The organism is Crateriforma spongiae (assembly GCF_012290005.1).
Classification (GTDB): domain Bacteria; phylum Planctomycetota; class Planctomycetia; order Pirellulales; family Pirellulaceae; genus Crateriforma; species Crateriforma spongiae.
Genome location: NZ_JAAXMS010000003.1, coordinates 568,706 through 589,181, shown reverse-complemented (window position 1 = coordinate 589,181; position 20,476 = coordinate 568,706). Strand labels below are relative to the sequence as shown.

Annotated in this window: 14 protein-coding genes and 1 tRNA gene; 7 read left to right on the top strand and 8 right to left on the bottom strand. The window is 59.1% G+C overall.

What is annotated here, in order from left to right; translation table 11 throughout:
• The first annotated feature begins 54 nt into the window (after positions 1-54).
• The gene (locus tag HFP54_RS10345) at positions 55-1,320 is read left to right on the top strand and encodes a hypothetical protein (protein WP_168565064.1); all 1,266 of its coding nucleotides are present in this window, start codon (positions 55-57) and stop codon (positions 1,318-1,320) included.
• Here HFP54_RS10345 and HFP54_RS10340 read toward each other — a convergent pair.
• A complete protein-coding gene (locus tag HFP54_RS10340; RefSeq protein WP_235951543.1) occupies positions 1,306-2,616 on the bottom strand; it encodes a PQQ-binding-like beta-propeller repeat protein in 1,311 nt (436 codons plus the stop codon). The genes HFP54_RS10345 and HFP54_RS10340 overlap by 15 nt on opposite strands.
• Before the next feature lie 105 nt (positions 2,617-2,721).
• A complete protein-coding gene (locus tag HFP54_RS10335; RefSeq protein WP_206036128.1) occupies positions 2,722-3,639 on the bottom strand; it encodes an esterase/lipase family protein in 918 nt (305 codons plus the stop codon).
• Positions 3,640-4,012: 373 nt separating this feature from the next.
• On the opposite strand from HFP54_RS10335, the gene HFP54_RS10330 reads away from it, so the two are divergent.
• Genes HFP54_RS10330 through HFP54_RS10320 form a run of 3 tightly spaced genes read left to right on the top strand, consistent with a single transcriptional unit; the run spans position 4,013 to position 7,997 of the window.
• Positions 4,013-6,427: a heavy metal translocating P-type ATPase gene (locus tag HFP54_RS10330; protein WP_168565062.1), complete on the top strand. Its 2,415-nt coding sequence runs from the start codon at positions 4,013-4,015 to the stop codon at positions 6,425-6,427.
• Positions 6,424-7,395, top strand: coding sequence for a deoxyhypusine synthase family protein (locus HFP54_RS10325; protein ID WP_168565061.1), 972 nt, complete (start codon positions 6,424-6,426; stop codon positions 7,393-7,395). The genes HFP54_RS10330 and HFP54_RS10325 overlap by 4 nt, the downstream gene beginning before the upstream one ends.
• A 50-nt stretch (positions 7,396-7,445) precedes the next feature.
• Positions 7,446-7,997 (top strand): nucleotidyl transferase family protein, encoded by a 552-nt coding sequence (locus tag HFP54_RS10320; RefSeq protein ID WP_168565060.1) that lies wholly within the window; start codon positions 7,446-7,448, stop codon positions 7,995-7,997.
• Here the strand turns inward: HFP54_RS10320 and hemG are convergent.
• Together hemG and HFP54_RS10310 are read right to left on the bottom strand one after the other, a co-directional pair.
• Positions 7,948-9,399, bottom strand: coding sequence for a protoporphyrinogen oxidase (hemG, locus tag HFP54_RS10315; RefSeq protein ID WP_315853873.1), 1,452 nt, complete (start codon positions 9,397-9,399; stop codon positions 7,948-7,950). The two genes, HFP54_RS10320 and hemG, sit on opposite strands and share 50 nt — an antisense overlap.
• A complete protein-coding gene (locus HFP54_RS10310; RefSeq protein WP_168565059.1) occupies positions 9,396-10,712 on the bottom strand; it encodes a hypothetical protein in 1,317 nt (438 codons plus the stop codon). The genes hemG and HFP54_RS10310 overlap by 4 nt, the downstream gene beginning before the upstream one ends.
• Positions 10,713-11,220: 508 nt before the next feature.
• Between HFP54_RS10310 and HFP54_RS10305 the strand changes: the two genes are divergently transcribed.
• The 3 genes from HFP54_RS10305 (at position 11,221) to HFP54_RS10295 (ending at position 17,779) form a co-directional block, all read left to right on the top strand.
• Positions 11,221-12,519 (top strand): glucose-1-phosphate adenylyltransferase, encoded by a 1,299-nt coding sequence (locus tag HFP54_RS10305; RefSeq protein WP_146415122.1) that lies wholly within the window; start codon positions 11,221-11,223, stop codon positions 12,517-12,519.
• Positions 12,520-12,628: 109 nt separating this feature from the next.
• Positions 12,629-13,735: a Gfo/Idh/MocA family protein gene (locus tag HFP54_RS10300; protein WP_146415123.1), complete on the top strand. Its 1,107-nt coding sequence runs from the start codon at positions 12,629-12,631 to the stop codon at positions 13,733-13,735.
• A 195-nt stretch (positions 13,736-13,930) separates the two neighbouring features.
• Positions 13,931-17,779, top strand: coding sequence for a protein kinase domain-containing protein (locus tag HFP54_RS10295; RefSeq protein ID WP_168565058.1), 3,849 nt, complete (start codon positions 13,931-13,933; stop codon positions 17,777-17,779).
• Between the two features lie 246 nt (positions 17,780-18,025).
• On the opposite strand, the gene rplK is transcribed toward HFP54_RS10295, so the two are convergent.
• The 4 genes from rplK to HFP54_RS10275 all read right to left on the bottom strand — a co-directional run bounded on the left by rplK (position 18,026) and on the right by HFP54_RS10275 (position 20,352).
• Complete coding sequence (rplK, locus tag HFP54_RS10290; protein WP_146415127.1) at positions 18,026-18,451, bottom strand: 50S ribosomal protein L11; 426 nt, start codon at positions 18,449-18,451, stop codon at positions 18,026-18,028.
• A gap of 141 nt (positions 18,452-18,592) precedes the next feature.
• Positions 18,593-19,363, bottom strand: coding sequence for a transcription termination/antitermination protein NusG (nusG, locus tag HFP54_RS10285; RefSeq protein WP_168565057.1), 771 nt, complete (start codon positions 19,361-19,363; stop codon positions 18,593-18,595).
• 74 nt (positions 19,364-19,437) lie between these two features.
• A complete protein-coding gene (gene secE / locus HFP54_RS10280; RefSeq protein ID WP_168565056.1) occupies positions 19,438-19,881 on the bottom strand; it encodes a preprotein translocase subunit SecE in 444 nt (147 codons plus the stop codon).
• A 397-nt stretch (positions 19,882-20,278) separates the two neighbouring features.
• Positions 20,279-20,352 (bottom strand) — tRNA-Trp (locus tag HFP54_RS10275).
• Positions 20,353-20,476: the final 124 nt, after the last annotated feature.

The following is a 20,476-nucleotide window of genomic DNA, read 5'->3' as shown; positions in this document are numbered from 1 at the left end:
CCCCACCCGTTCACGCCGCCATCGAGCGCCGCGGCGTTTCGATTGTTGCCCATCGTGTTGCTGTCGATCTGCATCGCAACACTGGGCGGTTGCCGCAGCCGTGCGAAGCAGGACTTGTACGTCCAAAAGCTGACCAGCGAGGTCCGATTGCTGGAAGATCAGCTGTACCAGGCTGATTACGAGAACCAAGTTCTGGCCGAAAAGCTGAAGCGGGAACGAGAACGACGCGAACGAACACGATCGACTGCCAACGCCGAATCACGTTCGACCTACCGAAACCCACCAACCGAACTGGCCCAACCGCGGACGACCACGCCCCGCGTCGAATCGACGGATTCGCCGCCGGAGCCGATCGCCGACCAGCGACCGAATGCCGATCCGGTCCCCGATGCGATTGAACCGGCCGATACCGCTATTCCACCTGCCGATTCGCCCAAGGCCGATGCCACCAACCGCGTGTTGCCACCGGTGGGCGACGACAGCGGCATGCCCGATTTGGACGACCTGGATGATCCGAGTGCTTGGATTGACGAGGGCGAAGTCATTCCACCCGGTGTCGGCGATCTGGAAACCAACGGGGCACCCAATGAATTGCCGGCCCCGGCCGACGACACCGGTACACCCGACATCGGCGAGGCGATGCCGCCCAGCGAGCCGGAACCGCCGGGCAAGTTTGATCTGCAGATCCCGCCCATCGAACCCGGTGAAATCCTGCCGCCACCGACTCCAGGAACCCCCGCCGAAGATCCGCCGGGCAAGGTGCCGTTGCCCGATTCGCTGAAAGAACTGGGCGTTCGATCCGATGCCTCGCCGATCAAGCTGTCGCTTCACCGCGGCTTTTCCGGTCCACACCAGTTCGGCGACGAAGACCACCCGGCCGACCAACCTGCCAACGGCATGCTGCTGACGGTGACGGCCACTGACCTTTCGGACCGACCGCTGGATCTGGCCGAATTCGACATCGACGCCAAGTTAAACGTGGTTGCGATCGACCCGACCGAATCGGATGAGCTTTCCGTTTTGGCGAAATGGGAATTTGATCCTGCCGAAGTCCGCGGGCTGGTTAGTCGGGTTCCCGTCAGCGGCCTGCGAATCCCCGTCATGTGGGACGACGTCCCACCGTCGGTCAGCGAAGTGGTCATCCAAGCAACCCTGGCGACCAATGACGACAAACTGTCATGCGAAGGTGTCGTGCGTCTGGACAAGCCCGCCGGTGCGAACGGTTGGATGCCCCGGGGGGACGATGTCCAGCGTGTGAAGACGGCAATGGCCGACGAATCCGACGCAGATGCGGATTCAGCAAACTCAACGATTCGCTGAATCGGTCCAACGGTACAGACGCAGCGAATTCAAATCGCGCACGACGACCAGGTCGTCACGCACTGCCAGGTGAGCCCAAGCGTCGGTAGCGACTTGCGCTGTATCCACCACGCGAAACTCGTCCGACGTCGGTTCGATCAAACGCAGAACGCCGTCATTGGCAAGCGACAAGATTTGCCGATCATTGTGAACCAAGCTGCAGTAGTCGCCGATCGGACGCGACGTCCAACGAATGCTGCCGTCTTGTAAATCCAAGCAAGTGAACCGCTGGTTCTTCAAATGCAGATACACGTTGCCGTCAATCACGACGGGCGATGACATGTAACCCTGCGTCTTTTGACTCCAAACCTCGTTGACCGTCCAGCCGTCTGGATCATCGTTGGCGATCTGAAAAAGGTGGCTGCGTCCGCTGTGGGCGGCGGTAAAGATTCGGTCGCCGATCACAAGCGGCGTCAAGATATTCATTCCCCGAAACGCCTCCACCGGCGTCTTCCAAAGCACGGTCCCATCGTCGGGATCCACGCCGCACAACTCCAGTCGTGTTTGCACCACCAACTGTTTCTTGCCCGCGATCACCGCCATGACCGGACTGGAAAACGCGCCACTGGACATCATGTCCGACGAACCGCCCAAGACCGTCCACAGGACTCGCCCGGTGGCCAAGTCCACCTTAATCAGCCCACCGCCGGACTGCACATAAACGACGTCCCCGTCAATCAGTGGAGAGCAAACCGCACCGAAAGGTTGCAGGGGCGTACCCTCGCTGGCAGGCAAGTCGTTCCTCCAATTCTCTTGTCCGGTCTGCGGATCCAACGAAACCAACACGTCCCGCATCCCCAGAATCACCAAATGACCGGGAACGCACGCGGGGGTGGAACGAATCCAATCACCGTTCTTGGCGGCAAAGAACGGGACCGCCATATGACCTTCCCAGCGACGGTTCCAAACCATTTGCCCGTCGGACAACCGATACGCCGTGACCTGTTCATACTTGCGGTCAATGGTTTCGGTGGTGAAGACCAGATCATCCAGCAACACCGGCCCGCTGTAGCTGGGTGAATGATCTTTGGACCATTGCAATTGCAACCTGCCGTCCAGCTTGTCCGGCCACGACGATCCCGGGATGCGTCCATCGCGATCGGGGCCACGCCACTGGTTCCAGACGCTTGCACCGGAGCCCGTTTGATCCCCGGTTGTCGTGACAGCGGAGTCCGCCGCTGACGCCGAACCAGCGTCTCGCATCGAAGCAAACAACACGGCCCCCAAAACCAACGCAGCGTGAATGATTCGATTCAAAGCAGTCTTCTCCCCGATGCAGTGTCGGGCGACGCATGCGTCGCTCGACGCACTGTGATAACGACAGCCCAAAAGCTCGGTAACTCTAGCCGTCGGTCAATCCGCTCAGTTTGCATCCGAGACTTCGGGTGTACCGGTCGGCAATTCCTTCAAGCCCAAGTGGGTCTTTAGGAAATCGATGGTGTACGCCTGGACGTCGGGATCGTCCATGATGAATGAATGCAGCAGGGGAAACGTCTGGGTGTCGGCTGCCCCGGGCAAATAAGCTTCTTCGACGCTGACGACAAAGTCACCGGCGCCCTCGGTCAACGGGTTTTGGATGGCTTCATCGGACAAGTCTCCCGCGACGATTGCGAAGGGGAACGGCGGAATGGCCAAGTGCTTTTCTAGTTTTTCAAATTCCGGCCCCAACTCCATGCCGCCCTGGCCGGTCACGATGCCGAACACACCCGTTTGCGCCAATCGCTTGGCAATGATCGCGCCCTGGTTGGGCGGCCCCAGCATGACCATCGCCTTGCAGCGTGGCAGCAAATGGTCCGGATCGCCGGACGCTTGCAGATCGGCAATCAAGTGCCGCACAACAATGTTCCCCATGCTGTGGCCGACAAAGGCGATCGGCCGATCCTTGGGCAGCGACCGCAGCGTATCGGCCAATGCCGCGGCGTGTTCGGCGACGCCGCCCCGAGTGCTGGCGTAGCTGTAGGTCACCGCGTCCAACTGTTCGTCTTTCTCGATCGCGTCTTCCAAGCCCATCATCGACCGGTGGCTGCGAAACAATCCGTGCAGCAACATCACGACTGGTTTGCCGCCGGCGTCCGACGTGACCGCGGGCTTCAATGGGCACAGCTGATCCAAGACGGCTTCACAGGCCTCGCGGCTGCCCCAAGCCCGCCGAACGTCTTTCTGGTCCAACAGCCGCCAGTGCTTGGTCAACACGTTCTGCTGAATCCGGTATTCTTCCCGGTGAACGTGGTCGGTCCAAAATTGTGAACCCCCGGCCGTTTTCAATGGCACATTCCACATGGATTTGGGTGCCGGTTGGTCTTCGGATGACACCTCGGTCTCCTGAGCGTCGGAACGTACCTGCAAAACGCAATTTTGAATCACAGCGGCGGCCGTGATTGCGGCAGCAAATGATGCCAGCTGGACGGCTGATTTTATAGAACGCATGGCGAACGCGATGATGGGTGGCAAGTGATTTGCAACGTCGAATCCAGGGGGATCCACCGAAGCGAGAATTTCGGCAACTGAAACAGAACCGAACATCCCGCCGGAACATAGAGCCCGCCCGCGGCCCCGATCTTCGCCCCAGAACCGAAATTTTTGATTCGCGGCTTTGCATCCCCCCCTTAGCCCGAGGGCAGGGAAGCACCATTTTTGTAAAAGATCCATCACCATGAACAAGCCCGCCGACGCGATTGATCCCGTTTGCGGCATGACCGTTGATCCCGACGGAGCGCCGCACCGACATCATCAGGGCACCGATTATTACTTCTGTTGTCCAGGCTGTGCGGAAAAATTCGCATCGGATCCTGAAGGCACGTTGCGACGACGGCGTGAAAAGGACGCGGCCAAGGCCCAGAATCACGGGGCATGTTGCGGCGGCGGCAATGCCGGGCTGCCCGTGCTGCAAATCGGTGGCGACAGCACCCCTGGCGTCTCCGGCGGTGATCCGGACGCCGTTTATATCTGTCCGATGCACCCCGAGATCGAACAGGTCGGGTTCGGCGATTGTCCGATTTGCGGAATGGACTTGGAACCCAAACAGGTGCAAGTCGCCGGCGATGTTGCCGATGATCCCCAGTACCAAAACATGCGACGTCGTTTCTGGATCGGCGTCGCCTTGTCGATCCCACTGCTGATCTTGTCGATGGGCCCGATGATCGGCATACCGATCACCCAATGGGTTTCGCCGCGTGTGGGCGGTTGGATGCAATGGGCATTAGCAACGCCGATTGTTTTTGGATGCGGCTGGCCGCTGCTCGTTCGTGGCGTCAAGTCGTTCCAAGGTTGGAACCTGAACATGTTTTCGCTGATTGCGGTGGGCACCCTTGCCGCATACGCATTTAGCACGGTCGCCTTGATTGCGCCGGCATTGATTCCCGATGCGTTCCGTTCCGGAGACGGCCTGCCGCTGTATTTTGAATCGGCTGCGGTCATCATCACCCTGGTTCTGATGGGCCAAGTCCTGGAACTGCGTGCCAGAGGTCGCACCGGAGATGCCATTCGCCAGTTGATGGAACTGACACCCGACACGGCACACCGAATGGACGACGGTGGCAACGAAACCGACGTGTCACTTGACGAAGTTCGTCAGGGGGACCGATTGCGGATTCGACCTGGCGAAAAAATCCCCGTCGATGGCGAAGTGGTCGATGGCCAAAGCCACGTCGATGAATCCATGATCTCCGGCGAACCGATTCCGGTAATGAAGCAGACCGGCGATTCGTTGACCGGCGGCACCTTGAACCAGTCGGGCGCATTGACGATGACGGCGACCAATGTCGGCGATGAAACCGTGCTCAGCCAAATCGTTCAAATGGTGGCCCAAGCCCAACGAAGCCAGGCTCCGATTCAACGACTTGTCGACAAAGTTGCCCAGTACTTCGTTCCCGCCGTCATCGTTTCCGCGGTGATCGCCTTCATCGCTTGGTGGGCTTTGGGACCGGAACCAACCTTGGCACATGCGTTTGTTGCCGCCGTGGCCGTGCTGATCATTGCCTGCCCCTGTGCGTTGGGCCTGGCGACACCAATGTCCGTGATGGTCGGTGTTGGTCGTGGTGCCAAAGAAGGCGTCTTGATCAAGGATGCCGAAGCGATCGAAGTGATGGAGAAAGTCGACACCATCGTGGTGGACAAAACAGGCACGCTAACGGCCGGTCGTCCGGAGGTCACAGCCGTTCGAAGCATCAGCGACGATGCACCGGAAAGCTGGATGCAGCTGGCGGCGATCGCCGAATCGTCCAGCGAACACCCGCTGGGGCGGGCCATCGTCAGGCGCGCCGCCGACGAACCGTTGTCGACGCCCGAGACCTTTGAAAGTACCACGGGCCGTGGTGTCACCGCACAACACGATGGTCAGGTGATTCGCGTGGGGCAACCGGATTGGCTGTCCGACAACGGCATCGACGTTCCCGAGAAAGCCACCGCGATGATGGCCGAATTGCAGTCCGATGGTGCGACCGCAGTGCTGGTGGCAGTCGACGATGTCGTCCACGGTGTGATCGGGATCACCGATCCGATCAAGCCGTCGACCGAAGATGCGATTGCGACTTTGCATGGTTCCGGCAAACGGATTGTGATGATGACCGGCGACGCCCGGAGGACCGCTCAAGCGGTCGGCGAAGCACTCGGGATCGATCAAATCCATGCAGGTGTCACACCACAGCAAAAGCATGACCTTGTCCGCGACATGCAGCGTGACGGTCACGTCGTGGCCATGGCCGGTGATGGGATCAACGACGCCCCGGCTTTGGCGGCGGCCGACGTGGGCATTGCCATGGGAACCGGCGCGGGGGTCGCGATCGATTCGGCCAAGATCACGCTGGTCAGCGGTGATTTGCGAGGCATCGCCGCTGCGGAAACGCTAAGCCGAAAAACCATGGCCAACATCCGCCAGAACCTGTTCTTTGCGTTCGTCTACAACGCGGTCGGCGTTCCAATCGCTGGCGGCTTGCTCTATCCCTTGCTCGGTTGGATGCTAAGCCCGATGATTGCCGCCGCGGCGATGAGTTTCAGCAGTGTGTCAGTGATCGCCAACGCCCTTCGGCTTCGCAACCTTCGCTTACAAATGGACCGAGGAAACGAGTGAACGTTTCGGAATTTCTGGACCAACACTTTCATCATTTCAACGCCCGCGAAACCGTCCAGGCGGCACGCGTCTATCGTGACTTTGTCCGGCCTGATGGTGGTGGCGGAAAGATGATGGTGACTCTGGCCGGTGCCATGTCCACCGGTGAAATTGGTCGTTCTTTGGCCGAGATGATTCGCCAGAACAAGGTGCACGCCATCACGTGCACCGCCGCCAATCTGGAAGAAGACGTCTTCAACTTGGTCGCCCACGACGAATATCGGATTGTCGAAGATTGGCGAGCCTTGTCGGTCCAGGACGAGGTCAAACTGCGCGACGAAGGATTCAATCGCGTGACCGACACATGTATTCCCGAAACCGTGATGCGGCACCTGGAAGCGCGACTGTTGCAGTTATGGCAAAAGGCCGCCGACGAAGGTGAATCGCACAGTCCGGCCTGGTACATGATGGAAGTGCTGCGGGACGAAACCCTGAAAGAACACTATCAGATCCCAGTGGAAAACAGTTGGCTGATGGCCGCCATGCAAGCCGGCATTCCCGTCTTCGTTCCGGGATTTGAAGACAGCACGCTGGGCAACATTTTTGCCGCACGCGTCTATGAGAAGAAAGTCGCCCGGCATGACGTGTATTGGTCCGGCACACGCCAGATGGAAGCTCTGATCCAGTGGTACCAGGATACCGCGGTCGACAGCCCGATCGGCTTCTTCCAAATTGGCGGCGGCATTGCAGGTGACTTTCCGATCTGTGTCGTACCGCTGCTGATCCAAGACTTGAAGCTGGACATTCCTTTGTGGGCGTACTTCTGCCAAATCAGTGATGCGGTGACCAGCTATGGCGGCTACAGCGGCGCGGTGCCGAACGAAAAAATCACTTGGTACAAACTGGAACCGGAAGCCCCCAAATTCATGATCCAAAGCGACGCATCGATTGTGGCACCGCTGATGTTCGCCTACGTCCTAGGCTGGTAGATCGACCTGGGCAAATTGATCGACTGGCGACGCCCCAAAGGTGACGTTCAATGCTGATCCAAGGTCAATACCAAAGCGGATCACTGGTGTTTCCCGGCAGCTTCAATCCCGTCCACGACGGCCACTTGGCGATGGCGGACGTGGCGTCACGCAGGTACGCCGTGACGGTTCAGCCGGAAATTTCCATTGCCAATGTCGACAAGCCGGACATTGACGATGCGGATCTGCAACGCCGCCTGGCTCGGGTGCAACGAATCGGAATCCCCTTGGTCACCCGCGCGGCACGTTTTTTTGAAAAGGCCGCCTGTTTTCCTGGGTGCCGTTTCATCATCGGTGCCGATACGGCACTTCGGTTGAACGATCCGGCCTATGCCAACCATTGTCCCCGCCAACGCGACGATTGCATTGCGAAGATCCAACGCCATGGGTGCCGGTTTGTCGTGTTCGGGCGGTTGATCGGACACACGTTTCAAGACGCGACAACGTTACCGCTGTGTCAAAACCTATTGGCCATCTGTGATTTGGTTCCCGAATCAGATTTTCGCATCGACATCAGCAGCACGCAGTTGCGGTCGACGTGGCCTGATCAATCACCGCCTTAGCCACCTTACCGGCCTGTCCGATCAGCGGTGCAATGCCGACGCCACGCAGTGCGTTGCTGCATAAGTGCAGTCCGGGAATCCTGGCAATATCGGCATCGATCGTGGCGACTCGATCCAGATGTCCAATTTCGTATTGCGGCATTGCCTTGTTCCAGCGAACCACCGTTTGATGCACCGGAGTCCCCGACAATCCAACCAGATCCCTCAGCTCATCAGTGGCCAGTTGAACCAAGTCCGCGTCATCACGCTGCAGCAAATCGCTTTGCAACATGCCGCCGACAAAAACGCGAACGATCACATGATCGGGCGGACAACGACCGGCGAACTTTTCGCTGGCAAAGCTGGCGGCCAGAATGTTCCGATTCTCGATCGCCGGCATGACCAGACCAAAGGTGGGTGGCAACCCGGGCATGTCTTCACGACGCACCACCATGACAACGATTCCCGCGGACGCCGAAACGATCGACGCCAGCTGATCCGATGCGGCGGGCGCCAGATCGGCGATCAGATTCGCGGTGTGTGATGCCGGCGTCGCGACAACGACTTGGTCAAAGCTTTGCACCGAAGCATCAGCCAGTTGCAAATCAAAACCGCCACGTTCATTGCAATCAATACGGTTGACCGCGGCGTTAGTACGCACCGACGTGGGCGGCAATGAATCGGCCAACAGGTCGATCAAGCCTTGCATGCCGAATCGAAACGCACGGAATTTTTCATAACGTGCGCCGCTGCTGGTGGCTTCGACGCCATCGCGTCCCCCGAACCGACGACGCAGTGTCGCGGCGGTCAACGATCCATGTTGACGGACCATCGCGTGGATCGGGGCCATCGTCGCACGCATGCTCAACCGTTCCACGTCGGCGGTGTAGATCCCGGCGACCAACGGCTGGACGATCCGCTGTAGCAATTCGTCCCCGAATCGTCGGCGGACGAATGACGCCACGCTTTCATCATCCTCCGAATCTGGTTCACGAATGCAGGGTTCGGCCAGCAGACGTAGTTTGCCCTGCGGCGAAAGCAATGGCGTGGTGACCATGGAACGCAAACGCGTGGGCCGCATCAGCACGAATCCCTCGGGAATGCTGCGCAGACGTCCTTGGTGGACGATCATCGCGCCGCGACCGGCCGTCTTCGGATGGATCAAGCGATCGGACGCGTCCAAACGATCGATCAAATCCAGCGCCGACGATGGTTCGGTCGCCAGCATATCGGCACCGCGATCCAGGTGGATGGTCCCCAGATCAGCATGTTCCAACGTGGACGTGCCGATGACACCGCCCACGCGATCAGAACTTTCAAAAAGACAGGCATCGATCTCCGGTGCATCCAGCCGCAACCACGCCGAGGTCGCCAAGCCGGCCAAACCGCCACCGATGACCGCAATTCGAGTTTGACGAATCACCGGCCGTATTCATCCCCATACTCGTCGCCATACATCTCTTCTTCTTCGCCGTACCCGTAATCCTCTTCGCCATAGCCATAGCCGTAATCGTTGCTTTGTCGACCGCCCAGATCGATGCCCAAGTCTTTGGGGATCATTTGCCCCAGCGTTTCCGCCCCGGCGATCAAAGATTCCATGGCCACATGGAACTCCTTGGCCGTGCCGGCATCGCGCAGCGGTTGCAGGAACGGCCCGGCGACTCCGCTGACCATTGCCGACACGCCGCCGCCACCGACGCTGCCGTCGTCGGTTTCGTCCAGCTTCGCCTGCCATTGTTCGACTTGTTTGTCCCAGTCTTTGGCCAAACTGGACGGCAACCAGAAACCGTCGACCTTTTCCAAATCGAACTGGACCTTTTGCTTTTCGCTGATGACTTGGGTGACCGTGACCTTGCCATCCTTGCCTTCATCAAACGTCATTTCCGGTACACCGCCGGACGCCGAATCATCCATCAGCGGGTGCAAATAGGCCGCCATGGCCGTGTCGTAATCTGCCAACCACTTTCCAAAGGGTTGGGTTTTCAAGTCTTCCAGCTTCAGCGTTTGTGGATCGAAACCGGACCGCATCATATTGGCGGCTGCCAAGGCCATTTCACGAAGCTGTGCCTTGGTTTCCGGCGACACACTTTCAAAGCGTGGGTGCGAAAACAACCAATTTTGACGGGTCACGATCGTGTCACCCACTTGATGAATCGTGGACGTGACCGCATCGAAAGCCGACGGGTCCAGTTTTCCAGCGGCCTGGGCAATGATCTTTTCCAGATCTTTGCGGTACAGGGGCGGCAATGATTCGAACAGCACGCGGATGTGACCGGCCTGCAGTTGGGCAACCATGTGGTTGAACGCTTCTTCGGCGGAAACGTTGCGTGGCGGAGGTTGATACGCCGGCGCCGGGTCGGGCTCGGGCAGTGGTTCGGGAGCCGGGGCCGCGGCGATTTCCGCTTGCTGTTGCAACTGCTGGATCGAAGCATCGCGATTCTGATCCAGTTCGGCCGCCAAGTCGTCCGCTTGGATACGGCTGTCTGACCGCAGGTCTTCCATTTTGACGGTGACGCGGCGCCCCCCACTGGTTTCCAGCACCACGTTGTCGCCCCAACGTCCGATCATGCGGGCTTCGATCGAACTGGTACCTTCAAGATTGGTCCAGGTTTCCGCCGACAATGGGCCGGCCATCACGACGGCCAAAGCGACCGACATCAGGGATCGACGGCCCAAGTGACCGATCGGTTGGTGAGTTTTGTAGGCGGCGCGGAAGCCGATTTTTGTGGTCTTCATGTCCGGACCATCAGAAAAGTGATGCGGGAAAAATTGGCGATCAGAAACGTCGGCGATGGGGATCGCGGCGACGCCCCCAGTTTAAGTCGCGACGTGATCGCTTGTCAGGGATTGTCAGGACTTCTTTGACGATGGGTTTCCCAAGCGAATCGCACTGCAAAACGCCTGGGAGGATCGCCCGGGACATCGAATCGTGGCAAACGGACGAGGAAGATTGACGAAAATTCCAGATACACGATCCCATACCGGGCGGATCGACGCGGCAGCGTGATGACGCGTTGTCGCAAACCTTTCTGGTCCGGGGCCGATGCAGTACAAACGATTCTTTCGCGCACCTTCGACGGCTGCCCGACGTTCGTGGTCAAACTGACACGACAATCGTGTCAGCAAATCCCACCGCCCCAGCCGTCGATGTTAAAACGGTCGCATCCCAAACCGATCGCCAAACGCCCGCGAGCCCCGACGTCGGGGCCGGCATCCATCCAGCGTTAAGAACCACGAGAACAGCATGTCCAGCGAACATATCGACCTGAGCAATACGATCGCTTTGATTTTGGGTGGAGGCCGTGGGACGCGTTTGTTCCCGCTAACAAAAATTCGTGCCAAACCGGCCGTGCCGTTGGCCGCAAAGTATCGGCTGATCGATATCCCGATCAGCAACTGCATCAACAGCGGTCTGAATCGGGCTTACGTGTTGACTCAGTTTCTGTCGGAAAGTTTGCACCGGCACCTGCGGCAAACCTACACGTTCGACATTTTCAGCGGCGGTTTTGTCGAACTCTTGGCCGCACAGCAAACCGTCAGCGAAGGCACCGATTGGTACCAGGGCACCGCCGATGCGGTGCGCAAGAACTTGGTGCACCTGCGAGAAAGCTGGATCGAACACATTTTGATTCTGTCCGGCGACCAACTGTATCGCATGGACTTTCGCGACATGATGAAGACGCACATCGACAGCGGCGCCGATGCGACCATCGCCGCAATTCCGGTGGACCGCAAGGATGCTTCGGCACTGGGCATCATGCAGGTCGATGACAGCGGACGAGTCCGCGGCTTTGTCGAAAAACCGCAAACCGACGAAGAACTGGCCAAAGTCAAAATGGATCCGGCTTGGATCGAAGCCCGCGGGATCCCCGCTCAAGGTCGCGAATGTCTGGCCAGCATGGGCCTGTACATCTTCAACAAATCGGTGATGGTCGACTTGTTGGAAAGCAGCACCCACGAAGATTTCGGTAAAGAAGTTTTCCCCGCCGCATTGGATTCGCACAAAGTCAACGTGCACCTGTTCGACGGATACTGGGAAGACATCGGAACGATCCGCGCGTTTTACGAAGCTAACCTGAGCCTGGCCGGAAAGAACCCGCCCTTCGACTTGCGGGACCGAAACGCACCGATCTACAGTCGGCCACGATTCTTGCCGCCGACGATCATGGGTGACGCCAAGATCCACAACAGCCTGATCGCCGACGGATGCCACATCGGCAACAACGTGACGATCGAAAACAGCGTCATCGGTTTGCGAACCGTCGTCGGTGACAACGTGACGATCCGTGACAGCGTCGTCATGGGAGCCGACTTCATTGAACGACGCCAAGGTCCACGCGATGGCATGTTGCCGGTCGGTATCGGCGCCAACAGCCAGATCAGTGGCGCGATCTTGGACAAGAACTGTCGGATCGGGGAAAACGTCGTGATCGAAAACGCCAGCAAGGTCGACTATCACGGCGAGGATGACGCCTTCCAAGTCCGTGACGGCATCTCCATCGTCATCAAAGATGCCCAGATCGAGTCAGGGTTTCGGTTCTAAGAAATCCAACGCCGCATGACCTCGCCGTTCGCGTGCCTTCTTCCCGGAGGGCACGCGATGATCTTTCACCACCGAACCTGTTTCCTTCCAATTCGTGAAATTGTCATCCATGAGTTCCCAACCGTGTCGCTGGGGTTTTCTGGGCGCCGCCGCCATCGCAAGAAAGAACTGGAAAGCCATCCGACTTAGCGGCAACGGCGTCATCACTGCGGTTGCCAGCCGGAGTGCCCAAAGGGCGGCCGATTTCATTGCCCAGTGCGAAGCCGAAGTGCCGCAAAGCGTCACTGCCGAAGCGGTCGAAGGTTACGACGCGTTGCTGCAACGCGACGACATCGACGCGGTCTATGTCCCGTTGCCCACCGGTATCCGCAAGCCGTGGGTCTTGAAAGCCGCTGCGGCGGGCAAGCACGTCTTGTGCGAAAAACCGGTCGCGGTCCATGGCGATGACGTCGCCGAAATGATCCAAGCTTGCCAAGACGCGGGCGTGCAATTCATGGACGGCGTGATGTTTGATCACAGCACGCGGTTGGCCGGAATTCAAGATTCACTGCGTCCCGGTGGCCCGGTCGGCAACGTGCGCCGTATTCAAACCCATTTTTCCTTCAACGGCGGTGACGATTTTGTGGGCGCCAACATTCGCGCCGACGCCGAACTGGAACCGCACGGCTGCTTGGGTGATCTGGGCTGGTACTGCATCCGGTTCACGCTGTTCGTCACCGGTGGCCGGATGCCCGAATCGGTTTCGGCCCGTACGTTGACGCCGATCGGCCAGGGCAGCGCCAAAGTACCGGGCGAATTTTCTGCGGAAATGCGTTTCGACGATCAAACCAGCGCCGCGTTCTACTGTTCATTCTTGACGGCAAACCAACAAACGGCACTGGTCAGCGGCGATCGCGGTTACGTGGCGGTGGACGATTTTGTGTTGCCGTTTTACGACGGCTCGCTGCATTGGACCGAAAACCGACACGATTTGCAGGTGGACAATTGCCGTTGGAATTTTCGTCGTGTCAGCGACGGACGGCGTGTTGACGAGTTCGCCGGCGGCGAACCGGACGCCCAAGAAGTTCGGATGGTTCGACATCTGGGCGATATCGCCCTGTCGGGGCAACTAGAATCACACTGGCCTGAGATCAGTTTAAAGACCCAACGCGTTCTGGATGCCTGTCGGCAAAGTGCGGCGGAACAGGGTGCGGTTGTACCTATCGAGAGTTCTTGAAATCGCCATTTTGGCCGTTTCATAAGGCTCTGGACGGTTTTAGACTGTTCCCAGCCCCCCCACGTCGGCGACATCGGATGGTCCGCCGACGCCCGGTGACCATCCTAGAATCGTGATGGCTCTCCTCGGGCATGGGGGACCGCAGCGCAACAGCCCGAACCGTTTCGTCACGATCGCCCACTGGAATGTGCCCCCATGGCGGGACCGAGCCAGTCCGACTTTTTGCCGCCACAGTCATCCGAAACGGTGACCCGGGGCCAATTGCGCAAGGACACGCGTCGTTCATCGCCACTGGACCGTCACCAACCGCCGCCGTGGAAGGAAGGCGACCGGCTGGGCAGTTTCATCCTGCGTGAATGCTTGGGACGCGGCAGCAGCGGTTGCGTTTATCGGGTATCGGAAATCGGCGGTGGCGAACGGACGCTGGCGCTGAAACTGTTGTTGCCCGGCAGCCCCGAAGACCTGGTCCGCAACAAGTGCGGGTTCCGGCGGATGCAGAACATCCAGCACCCGGGGCTGGTGCGGGTCCACCGCATGCACCGCTTGGACGACTTCATCGGCTTGTCGATGCAGGAAGTCGACGGTGTGACGTTGTACCACTACGTCGGCGAACTGTTGAATTTGCCGGTCGAACAGCGTTGGCAACGGCTGCTGGAACTGACCCGCGATTACGCATCCGCACTCGCGGCGATGCACCATGTGGGACTGGTCCATCGGGACATCAAGCCGCGAAACCTGATGGTCGACAACCAGGGACGCGGCCGCATCGTCGACTACGGCTTGGTCGGTACATTCGACCCACAAGAAGACCCCAACGGATTCCGGCATTACTACGTCGGCAGCCCGAACTACATGGCACCGGAAACCTGCTGGGATCGCTACTACATGCCGGCCGGTGATGTTTTCAGTTTGGGCCTGTCGATCGTCCAGGTGGCACGCAGTATCGAATCGGCGGGACGAGACGACGAAAACGACTTGCCCCGCAGCGACAGTTCGCGGGACCAGGACGGCCAATTGATCCGGGGCGCGATTCAAAGCATGGGGACCTCCATTCCCCAGTTGTTGCGTGATGCTTGTGCCGAAATGCTGGAATTGGATCCGGCCGAACGCCCCAGTGCGCTGATGATTTCACGGCTGGGCCAGCCTCCCAAAGTCAACTTGATGGCATTGGGACATGAAGAATTTTCGAGCCGACCGCTGGAATGCGACCAGATTCGCGCTTGGATTCGATGCATCGCCAGCGGCGGATCCGGGCGATTGCATATCTGTGGCGATAGCGGCATGGGTAAATCCGCGCTGCTCGACCGCGTCTTGGAAGCCTTCCCAAAGTACGGCTGGATCCAAGTTTTTCGGGCGAAGTGTTTGCCGCGCGAAGGGCAACCGCTGCAAGCATTTGACACGATCGTCGATGAGATCGTGGGCCGTTTCATGAAATCCGATCGCGAGCCGATTCGGATGGACTTGGCCAGTACTTCGGTGCTGCACGAAGCGTTTCCGGTGCTGGCCAGCATGATCAAGCCGGACGATACGATTGCGCCCCCGCCGCATGATTCCCAGCGTCTGAACGCCCTTCAAGCCGGCGTACGACTGACACAAGAACTGTCGTCCCTAGGCCCTTTGATCCTGATCATTGACGACGTCCATCGTGCCGATCGTGACAGCCTGAATTTGCTGGATGACCTGCAGGCGTCCGGTTTGGATTCGTTCGGAATCATCACGGTTTCTCGGACACCGGATCGACTGCAGCACCGTGCCGCCGATGCCACGATTCAGCTGGAACCGCTGAACGATCGGACCGCCCATCAATGGCTATGCGAAGTCAATGATCGCTGGGCGTTGGGGTTGCCGGACGACGTCATTCGACACTGGGTGTCGGTGTGCGGCGGTTGCCCACTGGACCTTCAAATGGTCGCCGATGAATTGAAACCCGGCGGCGTGCTGTCGTCCCCCGGCAACCTGTCGGGCGACCTGGGCATCGGACGCATGCGATTGTGGCGACGCCGCATCGACCAACTATCAACCGAGGCCCAGCAGGTCTTGGAATGGATCTGTGTTGCGGGCCAGGGCGTCACCTATCGCGAACTGGGCCAACTGAGCGGGCTGGGCGAAGCGGTGGACGTGGTGATTTCGGAATTGTCGCACCAGCGTTTGGTCTTGGATGACACGCAACCGACGGCCAGCGATGACAACGACGACGAACAAGGATCTGGGGGCGGTTCCGTCCGCGCGATCCACTGCAGCGTGGCCGAAGGCGTCATGGCCACGATGACCGGGAAACGAAAATTGGCGGTGCATCGCCAGTGGGCAGAACTGCTGATCGCTCGCCGTGACGCCGATTCGCTGGCCGGCCGCATCGCCGGACACCTGCTGGACGCGGAATTGCCCGGCGAAGCCGTCCCCTATGCGTTGAAGGCGGCCGAAGATGCCGAGCGTCGTGTGGCGATGACCGAAGCGGCACGGTGGCGGGAAAGGGTCTTGTCCGAACTGAGCGGGACAGAGCTTCAACAACAGCTTCGCGAAGTCGCACGCTGCTTCGACGCCGCCGATCGCCCCGCTGATTCGGGACGCTATTTCCAACAGTTGGCCGATCTGCTGGACGATTCGCCGGAAAAGACCGACCTGGAAATGATCGCGCTGGTCCAGTTCGTCCGCAGTGGTCAGCTGGGACGATTCCGACAGCGATTGGCCGACCTGAGCCGTTGCACCGGATTGCCCGCCCCCAAGTCGGCCTGGAAATCCAAGCTGGCCGTTTTGTACCGAGCCGTTCGCCTTAGCCTGGGCGGTTTTCAATTCGGTGACCTGCCGCCCCAAGACGCGGCAGCCCCATCCACCGATGGCCCCGATAACGGGTCACCGGATCAACGGCCACAGGATTCCACACTGAACACGCCGGACACCGAAGATCTACGCTTACGATGCTCGGTCGAACTCACCCGCCCGCTTTCGATGCTGGACAACGGCTTGGCGACGGAATTGGGGTTAGCGGCAACCGAAGTGGCGTACCGATCCGGCAGCGAAGCCCAGCGGTTGCACATGGCCGTGGGATCCGCCGTCTTTGGTTCCTATCAGCCGGGCCGAATGCGAGCCCGCAGCCGTCAACTGCTGGAAGAAATCCGCCCGCGTTTCGAAGCCTGTCACGACGAAAAATTGTGGGGCGACTTCCATAGCGCCTGGGGATATCACCATTTGCTGCAGTGTGACTGGGCGTCCGCAATCGGCCCGATGCAGCAATCCGCGATCCACTACGAACGATCGGGACAGCGGTGCGGATTCGAATTGTTCCATACCAAGTGGGGCATCATCTGGTCGCTGTTGAAGACCGGCGATGTCGAAGCCATGCGGGCGCTGGCCTATCAGATGCGTGACGACGCCAACCGGCGGAATGACCGATTCGGATGGCTGGTGTCCACAGGTGGGCTTTCACTGGCGGCTTGGCTGGCCGACGACGACATGAACGGAGTGTCGGAAATCCAAAAACTGACCCGCCGATCCATTCATGAACTGGGGCCACAGTGGATCGACGCGTTCGATTGGATCAGTGCAATAACACGCGACAGCTATCTGGGTTTGTGGGATCGAGTCGCCCAGTGTGATTCCGGGCCCCAAAACCGCTGGATCCGGCGTTTGGCCAAACGCTTTGAATTGCTGTCGGTCTTGAAGGATGAATTTGTCCTGCGTGGCCTTTTCGAATCCTGGAAGGATCGGAGGGATGACGACGGCCCATCCGCCGGCCAAACCAGACTAGTCGAACGAAAACTGTCACGCCGTTTGGCAAAGATGGGCGGCCAGTCGTCGGGTTACGCCGGCCTGATTACGGATCTGTTCCGCGGCAAACTTGCCGCTTGCAGCCAACAGCCCGACGCGATCGATATCTTGTCAAACGCGGCCGACCAGGCGGATCAGTTGAACCTACTGCCCTATCGCTTGGTGGCCGAAGACTGGATCCGCTTCTGCCACCACAACCAAAAGGGCACGGCACTGGTCAAGCACCTTCGAGACCAAGGCGTCGTTCGCCCGGAAAACTTCAGCCGTCTGTTCGATTAACGGCCAGCATCGACAGAATTCCCCGGGTTTGGCGCAGCAAAACGCCCGCGAGATCGATCATCACGCGGGCCGGTGCCGGTTCGCTTTGTGGGCAAACGTTGCTCGTTGCCCCCGAATTTGCTGGATCCCACATTCGAAAGGCCCGCCCCGGCAACACACGACGTTGCGAATCCGGAGCGTGACCAACCGAACAAATCGTCGACGCGGAAAATCAACAACGGGTCGCTTCGGCGCCCCGGTCGATCATCAGCCTTCGACTTCGATGCCCATGCTGCGAGCGGTGCCTTCGATCATCCGTGCGGCCTGATCAACGCTGCGTGCGTTCAAGTCGGCCATCTTCTTGGTGGCAATCTCTTCGCACTGAGCACGGGTCACCTTCGCGACCTTGTCCTTGTTGGGGACGCCACTGCCCTTCGCGATTCCGGCGGCTTGCTTCAGCAGCGACGCGGCCGGCGGGCTTTTGGTAACGAATTCAAAGCTACGGTCGTTGTACACGGTCACGATCACGGGGATCGGGGTACCGTTGTACTCTTTGGTGCGATCGTTGAACTGTTGGACGAACTGTCCCAAGTTCACGCCGAACTTACCCAACGATGTACCGACGGGCGGCGCGGGGGTCGCTTGACCGCCGGGGACTTGGAACTTGGCTTGACCGGTAACTTGTTTGGCCATGTTTGGTTAGCTCTTCGCGACGTGACTGACTGATTGGCTATTTGCGAGTGTAATGATTGTTTGTCGGGGCAAGATTGCGACGATTGCCGGCGGCGGAAACGACCGCTTCCAACGGGGCATCCCGCGACTTGCCTCAGCTTCTTACAGCGGTTCGACTTGCCAGTGATCCAGTTCCATCGGAACACTGCGTCCGAAAATATTGATGATCACTGTGACGCGACCGTTGGCTTCGTCCACGCCATCAACATCGCCTTCTTGGTTCTCGAAGTTGCCTTCCTTGACGCGAACTCGGTCGCCGACCTTGAAGGGAATCGACGTCTTGATGGTCGGTTCTTCTTCGTCTTCCTCGGCCGTACGGTTGATGAACCGCTCAACGTCTTCCGGTTCCATCGGCATCGGTTTGCCGGCGGCCCCGGTGAAATCGCTGATGCCGGCGGTCTCACGCACCAAGAACCACGTGTCATCGTTGATGATCATGTGGGCCATGACGTAGCCGGGCAGCAGCTTTCGTTTGGTGATTCGGCGTTTGCCATCGCGGGTGAACGTGGCCACGTCTTCGGTGGGCACGACGATGTCGCCAAAATACTCTTCCATCCCTTCCATCTTGACGCGTTTTCGCAGCGCGTCGGCGATCGAATCTTCGCGATTGAACGCAACCTTCAAGATGTACCAATCCATCAAAGGCTGGACATCACCGATCGGGGATTCGATTTTCTTTTCGGCTTCGGACTTTTGCGGGGCTGGTGCGGCTGGCGGCAATTCGGGAGCAGCTGGCTCCGGCGTTGCGGCATCGGCGACCGGAGCATCAGCCGCCGGCGTCGCCTGGTCCGCGCCGTCGTCTTCGACGCGATCGACCAGATCATCCAGGTCGCGAGGTTGGTCGTCGGACGATTCGTTTGGGGGGACAGACATGCCGGAATAGATTACAGACGGAATATGATTTCAAAAGACCTGGGTGGGTCCGGGATCGCAAAAGCCCGGTAATTTCAGCTGGTGACGCCCAGAACGTTAAAGAACCACTGCCAAAGCACGTCGAACAAGAACAACGTGGTGGCCAGGAAGAAGATCGTAAAGATGACCACGATCGACGCGCGGATCAGTTCATCCTTGCTGGGCCAACTGACCTTGTTCATCTCCGCTTCGACGGCGATCAAAAAGTCGGCGAAACGGGGCCAGTTTACCAGGCGAAAACCGAACCACAGGCCGGAAACCAAAACCACCCCCGGAACGACGGTGGGCCAGTAAGACCCGGCCGTCATCATTGACTTCATCGTCGAATTCAGTTGCCAGGCTCCCAGCCCGACGATCACCCAGATCGCCAGCGCGGTCGCTTGGCGGACGATCCGTCCTTGCGTGGGCTTGTAAACCGACGCTTGGAACAGTTCGCTGATCAGAGGACTGTTGTTGGCTTGGGCGATATCGCGGGACATGCATCCGCTCCCTGGGAAAGCCGTTGCGTAGTGATGTGGCGATGGTGGGTCCGAATCGCCGGACACGTCCTTGCTGACGACGAAAATCCTTGCTGACGACGAAAATGTTTCGACTTGGCGACGATTCTTGTGTGGCGGCGAACGGTCAGGGTTTCGGCACTGGATGACACGAACCGATCGCGTCGTCCATCTTCGTAAATTTGATTGGTGCAAATGGTGGGCTCGCATGCGGGGTACACCGCACGAACCCTGGTTCCGCATACCGGATGGAACGAAAATCGGACCGGAACCATAAGCCGGAACGAGTTTTCGCATCGGCGGGCCACATAAACGCAGGCCCGCAAGCCGGACGGCGGGTGGGCACCGGCCGTCTGGAACAGACGCCGGCACGTATCAGCAGGGGCGGAGGGACTCGAACTCTCAACCGCTGGTTTTGGAAACCAGTGCTCTAACCAATTGAGCTACACCCCTGGGTGAATCCAATGGAATGCCAACATTCCGCATCAGATTCGATCGGCCGAAGGGCCGTTTGTTCGCGGCGGTGCGTCCATCGCTGGACGAACGTTTGCGTGCAATGCCAGGATTGCGGATCGCA

Excerpts from the sequence above, each read along its gene's own strand:
- HFP54_RS10335 (WP_206036128.1), bottom strand. The coding sequence starts at position 3,639 with ATGTGGAATGTGCCATTGAAAACGGCCGGGGGTTCACAATTTTGGACC.
- HFP54_RS10330 (WP_168565062.1), top strand. The coding sequence starts at position 4,013 with ATGAACAAGCCCGCCGACGCGATTGATCCCGTTTGCGGCATGACCGTT.
- HFP54_RS10320 (WP_168565060.1), top strand. The coding sequence starts at position 7,446 with ATGCTGATCCAAGGTCAATACCAAAGCGGATCACTGGTGTTTCCCGGC.
- HFP54_RS10310 (WP_168565059.1), bottom strand. The coding sequence starts at position 10,712 with ATGAAGACCACAAAAATCGGCTTCCGCGCCGCCTACAAAACTCACCAA.
- HFP54_RS10305 (WP_146415122.1), top strand. The coding sequence starts at position 11,221 with ATGTCCAGCGAACATATCGACCTGAGCAATACGATCGCTTTGATTTTG.
- HFP54_RS10300 (WP_146415123.1), top strand. The coding sequence starts at position 12,629 with ATGAGTTCCCAACCGTGTCGCTGGGGTTTTCTGGGCGCCGCCGCCATC.
- HFP54_RS10295 (WP_168565058.1), top strand. The coding sequence starts at position 13,931 with ATGGCGGGACCGAGCCAGTCCGACTTTTTGCCGCCACAGTCATCCGAA.
- rplK (WP_146415127.1), bottom strand. The coding sequence starts at position 18,451 with ATGGCCAAACAAGTTACCGGTCAAGCCAAGTTCCAAGTCCCCGGCGGT.
- nusG (WP_168565057.1), bottom strand. The coding sequence starts at position 19,363 with ATGTCTGTCCCCCCAAACGAATCGTCCGACGACCAACCTCGCGACCTG.
- secE (WP_168565056.1), bottom strand. The coding sequence starts at position 19,881 with ATGTCCCGCGATATCGCCCAAGCCAACAACAGTCCTCTGATCAGCGAA.